Origin of the sequence: Streptomyces sp. NPDC048275, assembly GCF_040652275.1 — a bacterium.
Taxonomy (GTDB): Bacteria; Actinomycetota; Actinomycetes; order Streptomycetales; family Streptomycetaceae; genus Streptomyces.
Genome location: NZ_JBEZLR010000024.1, coordinates 71,493 through 87,947, shown reverse-complemented (window position 1 = coordinate 87,947; position 16,455 = coordinate 71,493). Strand labels below are relative to the sequence as shown.

General features: G+C 71.2%; 12 protein-coding genes and 1 pseudogene. 6 read left to right on the top strand and 7 right to left on the bottom strand.

From position 1 onward, the window contains the following. Positions 1 to 158: 158 nt before the first annotated feature. The 4 genes from AB0D57_RS17140 to AB0D57_RS17125 all read left to right on the top strand — a co-directional run bounded on the left by AB0D57_RS17140 (position 159) and on the right by AB0D57_RS17125 (position 5,594). Positions 159 to 1,364, top strand: a complete 1,206-nt coding sequence (locus tag AB0D57_RS17140) for an NAD(P)/FAD-dependent oxidoreductase (protein WP_362072546.1) — start codon at positions 159 to 161, stop codon at positions 1,362 to 1,364. Between the two features lie 389 nt (positions 1,365 to 1,753). Next, positions 1,754 to 3,979, top strand: a complete 2,226-nt coding sequence (locus AB0D57_RS17135) for an acetate--CoA ligase family protein (protein ID WP_362072543.1) — start codon at positions 1,754 to 1,756, stop codon at positions 3,977 to 3,979. A gap of 58 nt (positions 3,980 to 4,037) precedes the next feature. Further along, the gene (locus AB0D57_RS17130; RefSeq protein ID WP_362072540.1) at positions 4,038 to 4,871 is read left to right on the top strand and encodes an enoyl-CoA hydratase-related protein; all 834 of its coding nucleotides are present in this window, start codon (positions 4,038 to 4,040) and stop codon (positions 4,869 to 4,871) included. A gap of 102 nt (positions 4,872 to 4,973) precedes the next feature. Next, positions 4,974 to 5,594 carry a flavin reductase family protein gene (locus tag AB0D57_RS17125; protein ID WP_362072537.1) on the top strand — a complete coding sequence of 207 codons (621 nt, stop codon included), beginning with the start codon at positions 4,974 to 4,976 and terminating at the stop codon, positions 5,592 to 5,594. Between the two features lie 118 nt (positions 5,595 to 5,712). Here AB0D57_RS17125 and AB0D57_RS17120 read toward each other — a convergent pair whose 3' ends face one another. Continuing rightward, positions 5,713 to 7,041, bottom strand: a complete 1,329-nt coding sequence (locus AB0D57_RS17120; RefSeq protein ID WP_362072534.1) for an MFS transporter — start codon at positions 7,039 to 7,041, stop codon at positions 5,713 to 5,715. Between the two features lie 71 nt (positions 7,042 to 7,112). Here AB0D57_RS17120 and AB0D57_RS17115 point away from each other — a divergent pair, with 71 nt between their 5' ends. Further along, on the top strand, positions 7,113 to 8,294 hold the full coding sequence (locus AB0D57_RS17115) for a helix-turn-helix domain-containing protein (protein WP_362072531.1): 1,182 nt from the start codon (positions 7,113 to 7,115) through the stop codon (positions 8,292 to 8,294). Between the two features lie 33 nt (positions 8,295 to 8,327). Here the strand turns inward: AB0D57_RS17115 and AB0D57_RS17110 are convergent. From AB0D57_RS17110 to AB0D57_RS17095, 4 genes and pseudogenes are all read right to left on the bottom strand, one after another. Continuing rightward, a pseudogene (locus AB0D57_RS17110) lies at positions 8,328 to 9,473 on the bottom strand (MFS transporter); the annotation flags it as partial. 376 nt (positions 9,474 to 9,849) lie between these two features. After that, entirely contained in the window at positions 9,850 to 10,899 is a 1,050-nt protein-coding gene (locus tag AB0D57_RS17105) for a Zn-dependent alcohol dehydrogenase (protein ID WP_362072606.1), read from the bottom strand. A 44-nt stretch (positions 10,900 to 10,943) separates the two neighbouring features. Further along, on the bottom strand, positions 10,944 to 12,089 hold the full coding sequence (locus AB0D57_RS17100; RefSeq protein WP_362072528.1) for an acyl-CoA dehydrogenase family protein: 1,146 nt from the start codon (positions 12,087 to 12,089) through the stop codon (positions 10,944 to 10,946). A 37-nt stretch (positions 12,090 to 12,126) separates the two neighbouring features. Further along, the gene (locus tag AB0D57_RS17095) at positions 12,127 to 13,038 is read right to left on the bottom strand and encodes an SDR family oxidoreductase (protein ID WP_362072525.1); all 912 of its coding nucleotides are present in this window, start codon (positions 13,036 to 13,038) and stop codon (positions 12,127 to 12,129) included. Between the two features lie 100 nt (positions 13,039 to 13,138). Between AB0D57_RS17095 and AB0D57_RS17090 the strand changes: the two genes are divergently transcribed. Further along, complete coding sequence (locus AB0D57_RS17090; RefSeq protein WP_362072522.1) at positions 13,139 to 14,074, top strand: cyclase family protein; 936 nt, start codon at positions 13,139 to 13,141, stop codon at positions 14,072 to 14,074. Positions 14,075 to 14,484: 410 nt separating this feature from the next. Here AB0D57_RS17090 and AB0D57_RS17085 read toward each other — a convergent pair whose 3' ends face one another. Further along, positions 14,485 to 14,967, bottom strand: coding sequence for an ATP-binding protein (locus AB0D57_RS17085; protein ID WP_362072519.1), 483 nt, complete (start codon positions 14,965 to 14,967; stop codon positions 14,485 to 14,487). 476 nt (positions 14,968 to 15,443) lie between these two features. Beyond that, positions 15,444 to 16,445 carry an acyl-CoA dehydrogenase family protein gene (locus AB0D57_RS17080; protein WP_362072516.1) on the bottom strand — a complete coding sequence of 334 codons (1,002 nt, stop codon included), beginning with the start codon at positions 16,443 to 16,445 and terminating at the stop codon, positions 15,444 to 15,446. Between the last annotated feature and the right edge of the window lie 10 nt (positions 16,446 to 16,455).

The window sequence follows — 16,455 nt, the reverse complement described above, 5'->3', positions numbered from 1 at the left end:
GGCCGGCGCAAGAGGCGTGCATCCCCACACCCCTCCACCACAATCGAGTGACCTACGTCACCGACCCCACCCAATCCCCCTACAGCCGTGATCCGTTCGCAACCGATTCCGGTCTTGACCGAGACCTATCAAGCGAGGACGTGATTACGCTCGCGCTCATGGCCGACTCGACTGCTCCCTCGACGCCCCGCCCGGTGCCGTCCCACGAAGACCGCCCCGTGTACGTGATCGGCGGCGGCCCCGGCGGCCTCGCGGCGGCGTACGCACTGCGCGCCCAGGGCGTACGGGCCGTCGTACTGGAGAAGTCCGACCAGGTCGGGGCATCCTGGCGCCGCCACTACGACCGACTGCACCTGCACACCACCCGGCGGCTGTCCGCCCTCCCGGGCCTCGCGATGCCGCGCTCCTTCGGCCGCTGGGTATCGCGGGACAACGTGGTGCGCTATCTGGAGAAGTACGCCGAGCACCACCAGCTGGAGATCGTGACCGGCGTGGAGGTCTCGCGCATCGAGCCCGCCCCGGGCGGCGACGGCTGGCTGCTGCGTGCCAGCGGCGGCCGGGAGCTGACCGGCAGCGCGGTGGTCGTCGCCACCGGCTTCAACCACACGCCCCACCTCCCCGACTGGGCCGACCGCGACACGTTCACAGGTGAACTCCTGCACGCCGCCCATTACCGCAACCCCGCCCCCTACGCCGGCCGCGACGTCCTCGTCGTCGGCGTCGGCAACACGGGAGCCGAAATCGCCGTGGACCTGATCGAGGGCGGCGCCGCGCGCGTGCGCCTCGCGGTCCGCACGGCGCCGCACATCGTGCGCCGCTCGACGGCGGGCTGGCCCGCCCAGCTCACCGGCATCCTGTGCCGCAGACTGCCGGTCGGCCTCGTTGACCGACTGGCCGGGCCGATGGCCAAGCTGAGCGTGCCGGACCTCTCGGCGCAGGGGCTGCCCCGCCCCGACACCGGCCTCTACTCCCGCGTCAACGAGGGCTCGATTCCCGTCCAGGACGTCGGCCTCATCGACGCCGTCCACAAGGGGCGGGTCGAGATCGTGGCCGCGGTGGACGGTTTCGAGGAGGGCAAGATCGTCCTCGCCGACGGGAAGCGGATCGGGCCGGACGTCGTGATCGCCGCGACGGGGTACCGGCGCGCCCTGGAGGGCCTCGTCGGGCACCTCGACGTCCTCGACGGCCGGGGGCGCCCGGTCGTGCACGGCGCCCGCACCCCGAAAAAGGCACCCGACCTCTACTTCACCGGCTTCACCAACCCCATCAGCGGCATGTTCCGCGAACTCGCCCTCGACGCCGAGAAAATCGCAAAGGCGGTCGCCCGCTCCACGCCGCGCAAACCCTCCCCGAACGCCCACTGAACCAGCCACACACACCTCCCCACCCACCTCTCGGACCCACGAGGCACGCCGTGAGGCACGCCCCCGAGGCACTCCGACGTGTCCGGTCCGACGTGTCCCGGCCCGATATCCGATACACCTCCCGGTCCGATACACGCGTCCCAGTCCGACACGCGCCCCGGCCCGACACGCGTTCCGGTCCGACACCTGGCGGGTACGAACCAGGTGCCCGCCACGCGCCTCGCGCGCCCGACCGTCCGGCGAATCCCCCTCCGGACGCGCGGCCACGGTCGCTCGCACGCCTGATTGCTTGCACAACAATGCCTGCACGACGGTTCCTGACGGCGCGTCAGTTAAGTAATCTGACACTGCGTCAGTTAATTGGCTGTCACACAGGAGCGGGCGGACCGATGCTTGGATCAACCCACGGCACCCTCACCACCGACTCCCGCCGGGCCCGGGTCATCGCCTGCGGCGAGCAGCCCTCACCGGTCGTGCACGGCAGGCCGGCCGAGGTGGACGACCTGGACGTCAGCGGCCGTCCGCTGTACGCCGGCGTACCTGACCTGGACCGACTCTTCCGCCCCGAGTCCGTGGCTGTCATCGGCGCCTCGGACGCCGAGGGGCGGCCGAACACCGGCATCACCCGGCAGCTGATCGCCTGGGCCGAACGCGTCGGTGCCCGGCTGCACCCGGTTCACCCCAGCCGTCAGTCCGTCTTCGGCATCCCCTGCTCCCCTTCCGTCGCGGACCTGCCCGAGCAGGTCGACCTCGCCGTGCTCCTCGTCGGCGACCCCCTCCCCCTGATCGGGGAACTGGCCGAGGCCAAGGTGAAGTTCGCCGTCGCCTTCGCCTCCGGGTTCGCCGAGACCGGTACCGAGGGCGCGGCCGCGCAGGCCCGGCTCGCCACCGCCGTCCGCCGCTCCGGCCTCCGGCTGCTCGGCCCCAACACCAACCTCAACGCCTTCGAGAAGTTCCGCGACGATCTCGACGGCCCCGCGATCGCCCTCATCACCCAGTCCGGGCACCAGGGACGTCCGGTGTTCGCGATGCAGGAGCTCGGCGTGCGGCTCTCCCACTGGGCGCCCACCGGCAACGAGGCCGACCTCGAGACCGCCGACTTCATCTCCTACTTCTCCGAGCGTCCCGAGGTCGGCGCCATCGCCTGCTACGTCGAAGGCCTCAAGGACGGCCGCTCCTTTCTGCTCGCCGCCGACCGCGCCGCCCGCCGCGGGGTACCCGTCGTCGCCGTCAAGGTCGGCCGCACCGAGACCGGCGCCCGCACCGCCGCCTCACACACCGGCAAACTGACCGGCGCCGACACGGTGGTGGACGCCGCGATGCGGCAGTACGGCGTGATCCGCGTCGACGGGCTGGACGAACTCCAGGACACCTCCGCCCTGTTGGCCCGAGCCCGACCCCCTCGGGCCGACGGGGTCGTCGTCTATTCGATCTCGGGCGGCACGGGCGCGCACTTCTCGGACCTGGCGACCGAGGCGGGGCTGTCCCTGCCCGCTCTGTCCGCCGCCAAGCAGGACGAGCTGCATCAGTGGATACCCCCGTACCTGAGCGTGGCCAATCCCGTCGACAACGGCGGGCACCCGGTCGGCGACTGGCGCGGCCGGAAGATCATCGACGCGCTCCTCGCCGACCCGGAGGTCGGGGTGCTGATCTGCCCGATCACCGGGCCCTTCCCGCCCATGAGCGACAAGCTCGCGCAGGATCTGGTGAACGCGGCGGAGCAGACGGACAAGCTGGTGTGCGTGGTGTGGGGATCTCCGGTCGGCACGGAGGCCGCGTACCGCGAGACGCTGCTCGGGTCGTCGCGGGTCGCCACCTTCCGTACGTTCGCCAACTGCATCACGGCTGTGCGTGCCTACCTGGAGCACCATCGGTTCGTCGCCGCCTACCGCTCGCCCTTCGACGAGGCGCCGCGCACCCCCTCGCCGTCCTTCCGCAAGGCGCAGGCGCTGATGCGGCCCGGGCAGCAGCTGAGCGAGCACGCGGCGAAGCAGCTGCTGCGGGCGTACGGGATCCGGGTGCCGCGCGAGCAGTTGGTGACCAGCGCGGCGGCCTCCGTGCGCGCGGCCGGTCTCGTCGGCTACCCGGTGGTCATGAAGGCCTCCGGCGCCCAGATCGCCCACAAGACCGAACTCGGCCTGGTGAAGATCGGGCTGACCTCCGCCAGCCAGGTCAGGGACGCCTATCGGGAGCTGACCGACATCGCACGCTACGAGGGGATCTCGCTCGACGGGGTGCTGGTGTGCCAGATGGTCGAGCGGGGTGTCGAGATGGTCGTGGGTGTCACGCACGACGAGCTCTTCGGGCCGACCGTGACCGTGGGGCTCGGCGGCGTCCTCGTCGAAGTACTGCGGGACGCGGCCGTCCGCGTGCCGCCCTTCGGAGAGGACCAGGCGCGGGGGATGCTCCGCGAGCTGCGGGGGCGGGCGCTCCTCGACGGCGTGCGCGGGGCTCCGCCCGTGGACGTGGACGCGCTGGTCGAGGTCGTGCTCCGGGTGCAGCGGATGGCGCTCGAACTCGGGGACGACATCGCGGAGCTCGACATCAATCCGCTGATGGTGCTGCCCAGGGGGCAGGGGGCGGTGGCGCTGGACGCGCTGGTGGTGTGCCACTGAGCAGCCAGGCCTCCTCCGCAAGGCGCTCAGCCATCCCCGTACGAAACGGAGTACCCCCATGTCCGACTCCCCCCGTGAACCACACACATCTGCCGAAAATTCCCTCGACTCATTGATACTTCACGCCACTGACAATGCCGTCTCGTGGATCACCCTCAACCGGCCCGAGACCTTGAACGCCCTCACCTGGGACCAGCGGGAACGCGTGATCACGCTGCTCGCGGACGCGTCCGCGGACCCCGCCGTACGGGCCGTCGTGATCACGGCGACGGGCCGCGGCTTCTGCGCGGGCGCGGACCTGCGCGGCGGGCCGCCGGTCGGAGAACGGCTGCCCGGCGACGTCGCCCGCACCATCCGCCGTGGCGCCCAGCGCCTGATCGCCGCCGTCCTCGACTGCGAGAAACCGGTGATCGCGGCGGTCAACGGCACGGCGGCCGGGATCGGCGCGCACCTCGCCTTCGCCTGCGACCTCGTACTGGCCGCCGAACCGGCAAGGTTCATCGAGGTGTTCGTGCGCCGCGGTCTCGTCCCGGACGGCGGCGGGGCCTATCTGCTCCCCCGTCTCGTCGGCCCTCAGCGCGCCAAGGAGCTGATGTTCTTCGGCGACGCCCTGACGGCCGCCGACGCGGAGCGGATCGGGCTCGTCAACAGGGTCGTATCGCCACAGGAGTTGGACAAGACCGCCCGCGAATGGGCCGAGCGCCTGGCCACCGGCCCGACCCGCGCCCTCGCCCTCACCAAGCAGCTGGTCAACGCCTCCCTCGATGCCGACCGCGCCACCGCCTTCGCCGCCGAGGCGGCCGCGCAGGAGATCAACATGACGACGGCGGACGCCACCGAGGGCGTCACAAGCTTCACCGAGCGGCGGAGCCCCCTGTACCGGGGCCGCTGAGCCCGCACCTGCACCGGGGCCGCCGAGTCCGCACCTGCGCCGATTCGTACCGGCCCCCACCCCTTCCTATCTGACACTCCGTCAGCTTCAATGGTCGATGTGATGGGACACGCAGGGATGGCGGCCGCCGCCGTCCGTTATCTCAGGTCGGCCGGGGCCCCCACCGTCGGGGGGCCCGTCGAGGCGTTGCCGCGCCCGGAGCTGCGCGCGGTCGGTGACGACGAGCGGGCGCCGGTCGATCAGGCCGAATTCCGGCGGGTACTGGGGAACTTCGCGACCGGCGTGACCGTGGTCACCGCTCCTGCCGCCGAGGCCGCCGACGGCCCGGCCGGCTTCGCCTGTCAGTCCTTCGCCTCCCTCTCGCTCGACCCCCCGCTGGTCTGCTTCATGGTCGGCCGTACGTCGACGACCTGGCCGCGGATCGCCCGCGCGGGCGTCTTCTGCGTCAACATCCTGGGGGCGCACCAGGGCGAGCTGTGCCGCGGGTTCGCGGTGAGCGGGGCGGACAAGTTCGCCGGGGTCGGGTACGACGCGGCGCCCGTCTCCGGCTCCCCCCGCCTCGCGGGCGCCGCCGCCTGGATCGACTGCACGATCCATGCGGTGCACACGGGCGGCGACCATCTGATCGTGGTCGGCCGGGTGGACGCGCTCGGTGCGAGCGACGCCGATGTGGCGCCGCTGCTGTTCCACAAGGGGCGGTTCGCCCAGGGGAGCCGGCAGTAGGCGGTCGACCAGTAGTCCGGGTCCTGATACGGATACGGGTCCCGATACGGGTCCCGATACGGGTCCCGATACGGGTCCCGATACGGGTCCCGATGCGGATACCGATACGGATCCGCCCTCAGACGACCGCCGTCGGCACCGGCGCCGGCAGTGCCCGAACCGGCCGTCGCCGGATCACCAGCGCCATCAGCGCCGCCGCCGCGCACAGCGCGCCCGAGGCGTACCAGACCACGTCGTACGAGCCGAACGTGTCCCGCGCGACGCCACCGAGGAACGCGACGAGCGCGGCGCCGACCTGGTGGGAGGCGAGGACCCAGCCGAAGACGATCGCGCTGTCCTCGCCGTACTGCTCACGGCACAGGGCCAGCGTGGGCGGGACCGTGGCGACCCAGTCGAGGCCGTAGAAGACGATGAAGAAGATCATCGGGGGGTGCACGGTCGGGGCCAGAAGCATGGGGAGGAAGAGGAGCGAGATACCGCGCAGGGCGTAGTAGACCGCGAGCAGACGGCGCGGTTCGAAGCGGTCGGTGAACCAGCCGGAGGCGATCGTGCCGACGACGTCGAAGACGCCGATGACCGCGAGCAGCGAGGCCGCCGCCGTGATCGGCATCTCATGGTCGTGGGCCGCGGGCACGAAATGCGTCTGGATCAGACCGTTCGTCGAGGCGCCGCAGATCGCGAAGGTACCGGCCAGCAGCCAGAAGGGGCCGGTGCGGACCGCGGAGAGGAGGACGTTCACGGCACGCCGGGCCGCACCCGGCACCGGCGCGGGCTTCGCCACGAACTCCTCGGACCCGTACGGCTTCTGGCCCACGTCCGCCGGATGGTCCCGCAGCAGCAGCCATACGAAGGGGACGACCGCGAGCGCCGCGAGGGACACCGTCACCGCCGCCGGGCGCCAGTCGTGCTCCGTGACGATCCAGGAGAGCAGCGGCAGGAAGATCAGCTGGCCGGAGGCCGAGGCCGCCGTCAGGATGCCCGTGACCAGGCCCTTCCGTGCCGTGAACCAGCGGTTGGTGACCGTCGCCGCGAAGGCCAGGGCCATCGAACCGGAACCCAGGCCCACCAGCAGCCCCCAGCAGAGCAGCAACTGCCACACCGCCGTCATCCACACCGTCAGGCCCGAGCCGAGCGCGATCACCACGAGGGCGACCGCGACCACGCGCCGGATGCCGAACCGGTCCATCAACGCGGCCGCGAAGGGCGCCGTCAGTCCGTACAAGGCCAGGTTGATCGACACCGCCGCGCCGATCGTGCCGCGCGACCAGTGGAACTCCTGGTGCAGCGGGTCGATCAGCAGTCCCGGCAGCGAACGGAAGGCCGCCGCCCCGATGATCGTCACGAAGGTGACGGCGGCGACGAACCACGCGCGGTGGATGCGGTGAGCGGAGGGACGAGTGGGCCGGGGTTCCTGTGCGGCGGTGGCTGTTTCGGCTGTCTGGGTCACGACATAGAGCTTGCGGCCTGCTTTCTCCGCGAACGAGTGGCCCGAAGGACAGCATTCGTTAGAATCGGGCCATGGCCGCACAGCAGGCACAGCAGCAGGCACACCAACGGGCACAGCGACGGACACGGCAGCAGGCCCCCTCGCAGGGCGCACGCCCCAGGCATCGCGTCGTCGTCCTCGCCCTCGACGGGCTGATGCCGTTCGAGCTCGGCATCCCGCAGCGCATCTTCGGCAAGGCCCAGGACGCGGACGAACGGAAGCTCTACGACGTCGTCACCTGCTCGATCCGGCCACCGGGCCCCGTCGAGACGGACGCCGATTTCGCCGTCCTCGTGGCGAACGGACCGGAGGCCCTCGCCACCGCCGACACCGTCGTCATCCCCACCTCCTACGAGCTCGGACCGGTCTACGGCGACGGCATCCTGACCCCCGAACTGGACGCCGCCCTCGCCCGCATCCGCCCCGGCACCCGCCTCGTCTCCATCTGCACCGGCGGATACGTCCTCGCCGCCGCCGGATACCTCGACGGCCGCCGGGCCACCACGCACTGGATGCACGCGGAGCACTTCCAGCGGCTGTTCCCGAAGGTCGAGGTCGACGCCGATGTGCTCTTCGTCGACGACGGCGACGTGCTCACCTCGGCGGGCGTCGCCGCCGGGATCGACCTGTGCCTCCATCTCGTACGCCGCGATCACGGCACCGCCGTCGCCAACGAGGTGGCCCGCCGCACCGTCGTACCGCCGCACCGGGACGGCGGACAGGCCCAGTACATCCAGCGGCCCCTGCCACAGCCGCAGGCGGCGACCACGACCACCGCCCGTGCGTGGGCGCTGGGCCGCCTCGACAAGCCGATCCAGCTGCGCGACATGGCCGAACAGGAGTCCCTGTCCGTACGCACCTTCACGCGCCGCTTCCGCGAGGAGGTCGGCGTCAGCCCCGGGCAGTGGCTCACTCAGCAGCGCGTCGAACGGGCCCGGCACCTGCTGGAGTCCAGCGACCTGTCGATCGACCAGGTGGCGCGGGACGCCGGCTTCGGAACGGCCCAGTCGATGCGGCAGCACCTACAGGCGGCGGTCGGGGTCACCCCCACCGCATATCGACGCACCTTTCGGTCCGGGAACGTCGGCGGGATCGGTGACACCCGGCTCGACAGCTCTCCCCTCGACGACGCTCCCCTCGACAGCACTCCCGTCTACAACGTTCCTCTCGACAACGCTCCCCTCAGCAACGCCCCTCTCAACACCGCCAGTTGACTCCACCCCGCCCCCGGGCCTCGTTCCACCACCGCGCTCGCCCAGTGCGCCCACAAAAGTCAGCAGCAGGGTGAGTCCGACGCCGGCCAGGACCGCGGTCGAGGGCGCGACGAAGTGGAGCAGGGCGCCCGCGAGGGAGCCCGTCGCGGCGTAACCCGCGCCCACCGCCGCGTACATCACGGAGTACCCCGCCGCCAGCGCGCTCGGCGGGAGCATCTCGCGCAGCGACAGATTGCGGGTGAGCATCGCGCCCGCCTGCAGAATGCCCGCGACCACGAGCGCGGCCGCCATCCAGGCGAGGCCCGGTATCAGCGCGACCAGCGCCAGGCACGCCGCGGTGCCGCAGGTCAGCACCACGCTGCGGGTGCTCAGTCGCCCCGGCCAGGAGCGCAGCCCGTACAGGAACGCGCCGACCGCCGAGCCCAGCGACAGCCCCGTGAGCAGCGGGCCCGCCCAGCCGATGCCTATCGCACGCTGTTCGAGGAGGGCGGGCAGGACGAGTTCGGCCAGGGCGAGCAGCGAGAGACCGGCCGCGCCCATGACGTACGCCGGCCATGCCCTGGCCAGGATGCGCGGCATCGACTCGCCGGCCCGGTCCGCCTCGTCCGCGTGCCAGCCCGCGGGCAGCAGCCACAGGCCCGCGACGGACGACGCCATCAGGGCGGCGGCGAGCAGCAACGGGACCCTGGGGGCGACGCCGAGCGCCAGACCGGTGACCGCCGCCGGGGTCAGGGACCATATGCCGAAGGTCACCATCGACTCGATGGACAGCGCCTGGGCGACGGCCCGCTTCGGGACCAGGCTGGTGAGCAGGGCGCGGAGCCCTCCGGGGGCCGCCGCGGGGGCGGCGCCCGCCAGTGCGGCGAACGCCGCGAGGATCGCCGGGTGCGCCTGCGGTAACGCGCCCAGGCCCGCGAAGCCGACCGAGCCCGCCGCGAGGCCGACGGCCAGGTGGGGGCGGGCTCGGTCCGGGCGCAGGCGCGTGCCGAGGAGGGGGGCGCCCGCGATCTCGCCGATCACGTACGCCGCCGCCAGGGCCGCGCCCAGCGAGTAGCCGCCAGGGCGCTCGCGGACCAGGAAGATCAGGGCCAGGGGGGCCATGGCGACCGGCATGCGGGCGGCGATGGCTACGGTGGCCCAGGCCAGGACCTGTTTGGACGCGACGTCTCGGTAGCTCATGCGACGACGTTAGGGGACGCCGCCGACAGTGGCCCACGGGATTTCCTGGCCTGTGGATAATCCTGTGGATAACTTCGGGTGGCGGCGCGTATGCGGGTGCCGGGTGGGGGAATTTCGCCCCCGCCGCCCCTACCCGTCCCATCCGTTCCTGGGGGCTCCGCCCCCAGCCCCCCGCCAGGGGCGCTGCGCCCCCTGGACCCCCGCCTCTGCGACTCTGCCTCAGGCCCCCGCCTCGGGGACTCTGCCTCAGGCCCCCGCCTCGGGGACTCTGCCCCCGGCCCCCGACTCTGAACTCCACCCCCGACCCCCGGCTCTGGCTCCACCCCCGACCCCCGACTCCGGCTCCGCCCCCGCCCTGCATCGAGGAGTTGCCCCTCTAAAACGTCAGCACCGCCCTCGCCACCCTCCCCTCCCTCGCGTCCTGCACCGCCTTGTCGAAGTCCTCGATCAGGTACGTCTGCGTCACCAACTCGTCCAGCAGCAACCGTCCCTCCCGGTACAACTCCGCGTAGAGCGCGATGTCCCGCTGGGGGCGGGAGGAGCCGTAGCGGCAGCCCAGGATGGACTTGTCGAGGTACATCGACGAGACGAGGAAGGACGCCTCGGCGGTCGCCGGGGGTACGCCGAGGAGGACCGCTTGGCCGTGCCGTCCCAGCAGGTCGATGGCCTGGCGGATGAGTTCGACGCGGCCGACGCACTCGAAGGCGTGGTCCGCGCCCGCGGGGAGGATGTCCGGCACGGCCTCCGTGGAGGTGAGGAAGTGCGTCGCGCCGAACCTGCGGGCCATGGACTCCTTCGCGGGGTTGGAGTCGACCGCGACGATCTTCAGGGCGCCCGCGATCCGCGCGCCCTGGATGACGTTGAGCCCGATTCCGCCCGTGCCGATGACAAGGACGCTGTCACCCCGGTCCACGCGCGCGCGGTTCAGCACCGCCCCCACGCCCGTCAGCACTCCGCATCCGATCAGCGCGGCGGACGGCAGCGGGATGTCCTGGGGAATCGGGACCGCCTGGACGGCCTTCACCAACGTGCGTTCCGCGAAGGCTGAGTTGGACGCGAACTGGTACAGCGGTTGCCCGCCCCGCGCGAACGGCTGCTGCGGCATCCCGATCGCCTTTCGGCACATCGTCGGGCGTCCCCGGTCGCACTCGGCGCACGCACCGCAGTTGGCGAGCGTGGACAGCGACACATGGTCCCCGGGCCGGACGTGGGTGACGCCCGCACCCACCGCCTCGACGACCCCCGCGCCCTCATGGCCCAGCACCACGGGTACGGGGAAGGGTATGGTCCCGTCCACCACGGAGAGGTCACTGTGGCAGAGTCCGGCCGCGGAGATCGCGACCCGTACCTCGCCGGGTCCTGGATCCCGTATCTCCAGATCGTCCACGACCTGAGTCCGCTTCCCGTCGAAGATCACGCCCCGCATCACGCCCTGCAACGAGCCCTGCGTCACGCCACTCATCGCGTCACTCAGCCTTTCGGTTCTCTCGGCAGGCCGAGCACGCGCTCGGCGATGATGGTGCGCTGGATCTCGTCCGAGCCGCCATAGATGGTGTCGGCCCGGCTGAACAGGAACAGGTGCTGGAACGCGTCGAGTTCGTACGGCGCCGTCGGCGACCAGTCCACGGGCCCGGTCGCGGCTTCGGGACCCCGTATCTGCACCGCGAGTTCGCCGAGCCGTTGGTGCCAGCGGCCCCACAGCAGTTTGGCGACGCTGGGAGCGCCCGCGTCGCCACAACCACCCAGGGTCCGCAGGGCGTTCCAGCGCATCGCGCGGAGCTCGGCCCACTGGCGTACGAGGCGGTCACGTACGACGGGATCGGCGGCGGCGCCGTTCGCGACGGCCGTCTCCACCACCCGCCCCAGCTCCCTCGCGAACCCGATCTGTTGGGCCAGCGTGGAGACGCCGCGCTCGTAGCCGAGGAGGCTCATGGCCACGCGCCAGCCGTTTCCCTCGCCGCCGACGACGTGCTCCGCGCGCGCCTCGGCTCCGTCGAAGAAGACCTCGTTGAACTCGCTCGTACCGGTGAGCTGGCGGATCGGACGGACCTCGATACGGCCCGGCTGGTCCATCGGGAGGAGGAGAAAGGACAGGCCGTGGTGGCGGGTCGACTCCGGTCGCGTCCGGGCCAGGACGAAGCACCAGTGCGCCTCGTGGGCGAGGGAGGTCCAGATCTTCTGGCCGGTGACGCGGTACGTGTCTCCTTCCAGCAGCGCGGTGGTGCGCAGGCCCGCCAGGTCCGAGCCCGCGCCGGGCTCGCTGTAGCCCTGACACCACAGTTCCTCGCCGCGGGCGACGGGGGGCAGGAAGCGGGCCTTCTGCTCCGGTGTCCCGTGCGCGATGAGGGTGGGGGCCAACAGGTTCTCGCCGATGTGCCCCGAGCGGGCGGGCGCCTTCGAACGGGCGTACTCCTCGGCCCAGACGACCTGTTGGGTCAGGCTCGCCCGCCGGTTCCCGTACCCGTCCTCACCCCACCCGAGGCCGATCCAGCCGCCGCGGCCCAGCTCCCGCTCCCAGTCCTGCCGGGCCCCCGGGCCATCATCGAGATGCGCCGTCAGCCAGTCCCGCGCCGCTCGCCGGAAGACCTCGTCCTCGGCATCGAATCCGAACTCCACGCGATTCCCCTCCCGCCCCGCCCGCACCACGGCACCCTCACGCGTTCGGTCGCGACTTCTCCGCCGCCGCCCGCGCCATCGCCTCCACCTGCTCCAGCAACGGCATCGGATCCACCCCCACCGTCCCCGGCAGGAAGTCCGCGATCCGCTCCGGAGTCCAAGGGCCCTCCGCGTACCCCGCTCGCAGCTCCCGCGGCTGCGCCCACACCGCGATCTTCGGCCCGGCGATCGTGTAGACCTGCCCGGTGATCCGCTCCTTTCGGGCGCGGTCCGACAGCAGGTAGACCACCAGTGCGGCCACGTCCTCCGGTTCGCCGATCTCCTTGAGCTCCATGGGGACGTTCGCCGACATCCGCGTACGGGCGACCGGTGCCACCGCGTTCGCCGTCACCCCGTACTTGTGCAGCCCGAGCGCCGCGCTCCGCACCAGCGAGATGATCCCGCCCTTGGCGGCGCTGTAGTTGGCCTGCGCGACCGAGCCCTGGTGATTGCCGCTGGTGAAGCCGATCAGGGTGCCCGAACCCTGCTTGCGCATGACCGCCGAAGCCGCCCGGAAGACCGTGAACGTGCCCTTCAGGTGGGTCGCGACGACCGGGTCCCACTCCTGTTCGGACATGTTGAAGAGCATCCGCTCGCGCAGAATGCCGGCCACGCACACCACTCCGTCGATGCGCCCGTACGACGTCAGCGCCGCGTCGACGACCCGCTGCCCGCCCGCCATCGTCGAGATGTCGTCGGCCACCGCGACCGCTTCCCCGCCTGCCGCCTCGATCTCCTTGACCACGGCGTCGGCGATGGAACTCGTCGGCTCGGCACCCTCGACGGACACCCCGTAGTCGTTGACGACGACGCGCGCCCCCTGCGCCGCGGCGGCGAGGGCGACGGCGCGGCCGATTCCCCGGCCCGCCCCCGTCACGGCAATGACCTTGCCTGCCAAGAAGTTCCCCATGCCTGGCCCCTTCCCGCAGTTTCTGACGGTCCGTTAGATTCGATCCGACTCAGATTCTACGACCCGTCAGATGCCTGGAGACAAGCCCCGGGGAGGACTCATGTCACTGCCGACGCTCCGTCCGGAGTTCCACGACATCGCCAAGCGCGTGAACAACTGGGGGCGCTGGGGGGCCGATGACGAGATCGGGACCCTGAATCTCATCACCGACGAGGTCGTGCGCGAGGCGGCGGCGAGCGTGCGCACGGGCCGCCGCGTCCCCCTCGCGCTCCCTCTCCAGCAGGACGGGGTCCAGACCGGGATGATCCCCGGTCGGGTCAATCCGCTGCATGTCATGGTGCAGATCAACCAGGAGATCTTCGGACCCGGCACCGTCGCGTGCAGCGACGACGCGGTGACCCTGGGCCTCCAGGCGGCCACCCACTGGGACGCGCTCACCCATGTCTCGCACTCCGGGAAGCTCTACAACGGGCGCCCGGCCGACACGATCACCCCGCACGGCGGCGCCGAGTTCAGCGGAATCGACAAGCCCCGGCACATCGTCTCGCGGGGCGTACTGCTCGACGTCGCCCGCGCCCGTGGGGCCGACCGACTCGACGGCGGGTACGCCGTGACCCCCGAGGACCTGGACGCGGCGGAGGAGTTGGCGGGCACGCGCGTGCGCCCCGGGGACATCGTGCTCGTACGGACCGGGCAGATGCAGGTCTATCTGGCGGGCGACAAGCACGCGTACGCGTATCCGTCGCCCGGACTGTCGATCCGCACGCCCGAGTGGTTCCACGCGCGCGATGTCGCGGCCGTCGCGAACGACACCCTCACCTTTGAGGTCTTTCCTCCTGAAATCGAGAATCTGTGGCTGCCCGTGCACGCGCTCGATCTGGTCGAGATGGGGATGCTGCAGGGCCAGAACTGGAATCTCGAAGAGTTGTCCACAGCCTGTGGACAAGAGAAGCGCTACGCGTTCCTCCTGTCGGCGATGCCCGAACCCTTCGTGGGCGGCACGGGAACCCCCGTGGCGCCGGTCGCCATCCTCTGAGGCGAACCCCCCTCATCAGGTCGGCCGGCGGCGCGCCACTGCCCGCCCCGAGCACGGCACCGCGCACCACCGGCCGGTTCCGGCGCATCCACCCTGCTCCCTCTGACCCCGGTAGGAGCTGACGCCGAATCACGACCCGCATTCGCCGAGGATCCCCGTCACCGGAACCCTCGCCGTCCCCTCGCGGCGAATCGCTGAACACAAGCGTGATCAAACGGACACGCCACGTCAACACCCGTTCGGTGATTCATCACTTACGACCGATTTGTGAAGGCGCGCACAGAAGCACACCCCGGCGCACTCAGTCCTTCCCAAGGTCACGGAAACGGAATTCGTGCATAGATGCACGAACTCGAGAACAACTGCCGCGAACAAGAACCGGGAACAGGGACCTGGGCGGCCGCAAAAACCTAGACGGCCTCGTACGCCTCGTACGCGAAATCCCCGTACGTCGAGGTCGTATACACGGCCTCCGTCGTCGCACCCGGTGTACAGCGGTCCACCTCGCACCAGATGCTCTTGCCGGCACCCTCGAGGTTCCAGCCCCAGCGGTCCGCGAGGCCGTCGACCAGTTCCAGGCCGCGCCCGTTCGTCTCGTCGCCGTCGGCATGCCGGGGCGTCGGGGGGCAGGCGCTGGAGTCGGCCACCTCCAGGCGGACGGTGCCGACGGTCTCGCCGGGAACACCCGGCAGAGTCAGCCGCAGCACGGCCGGACAGCCGGTGTGCACCACGGCGTTGGTGACGAGTTCGGAGACGAGCAGGATCAGCGTCTCGGCGAGCGGTTCATCGGCTTCTATCCCGGACCCGGCGAGCCGTGAACGGGCCCATCGCCGGGCTCGCCCCACCTCCGCGGGGTCGGGCCGGATCTCCAGCTGCACTTGAAGCACCTGCACCGCTCACACCATCCGAACCGGCGGACACATCGCCTCGCGCCTCACGAGGGCCACGATTGTGGCCATGACCTGCATGACCAGAACCAGGGTCACGGAACGTGATTCCCTTGAGAGACAGCATGGTTGACGTACAGTCACCCCAACAAGCGCTTCGGGCATATTCCAGCGCGAAGAAGTACGCGTGCGGCATACTGTGCGACGCTCGCCATAGGGAGTCGAACAGGCGATCGCGGGAGCCCGCACCGCCTTGCGAGCGGCGCGCATCGCCGGATCCGGCGCGGCCTCAGAGGCAACACCGGGATGGCTCAGTCTCGGAACCACTCGCATCCCACACAAGGTACCGGAGCCCGACGCCGACTCCGGGCCGTGACAAGTCACGCCTAGGACACAACCCGATATCAACGCTCCGTAATTCCGGTATGCCACGATCCGCGACATTCATTTCGCCCGCTTCCGGACCGTGCCTGCACAGAGCCCTATTGGGCCGTTCCGGCCAACAGGTCGGCCGCCAACAAATCCTCACTCTCCGTGTTCGAACCTCCACGCTGGGTCCGCACCCACGCGCGCTTCAGATACAGATGGACATCGGACTCCCAGGTGAAGCCCATGCCGCCGTGCACCTGGAGGCAGTCGCGGGCGCCGCGCACGGCGGCCTCGTCGGCGAGCAGGCGGGCCGCCGCGACGTCCAGCGGGTCGGCGGTCACGGCGGCCGCGTAGACCGCGGCGCGTGCCACCTCCACCCGCACCAGCATCCGCGCGCACAGATGCTGCACCGCCTGGAAGGCCCCGATCGGCCGCCCGAACTGCTCGCGCGTCCGGGCGTGTTGCACCGCCGTCTCGCAGGTACGGGCAGCGGTACCGAGCTGTTCGGCGGCGGTGAGGAGGGAGGTGAGGAGTACGTCCGTGGGGGCGGCCGTGACGGAGACGGACTCCCTGTGCGGTGCGGCCACCGGCACCCGGTGCAGCGGCGTCAGCGGGTCGACCGACCGCAACGGCTCGGCACCGACCACATCTCCTCGTACGACACCCGCGTCTCGTACGACATCCCCGTCCCGTACGACACCCCCGTCCCGTACCTCACCCACCCCTCGTACGACATCCGCCTCCTGCAGCCACTCCACCAGCCCCCCGCCGTCGACGGCCGTCACCACGGCCTCCCCGGTCGCCGCCCCGGCCACCACGCCCGCGGCGAGATGAGTGGCGATGAGGGGACCGGGCAGCAGTACCCGCCCCGCCTCCTCGAAGGCCAACACCGCTTCCGGGAGGCCGAGTCCGACGCCGCCGTCCGCCTCCGGCAGCCGCAGCGCGAAGAACCCCGCCTCGCCGAGCTCGCGCCACAGCGCCCGGTCGACGCGCGGGCGCCCGTGATGCCCGTCGCGCACGGCGGCGCGCAGCTGTTCGGGGCCGAACCGCGCGGTCAGCAGCTCGCGCACGCCCGCCCGCAACGCCCGCTGGTCGTCATTGGGTTGGAAGTCCACGGAGAGAACG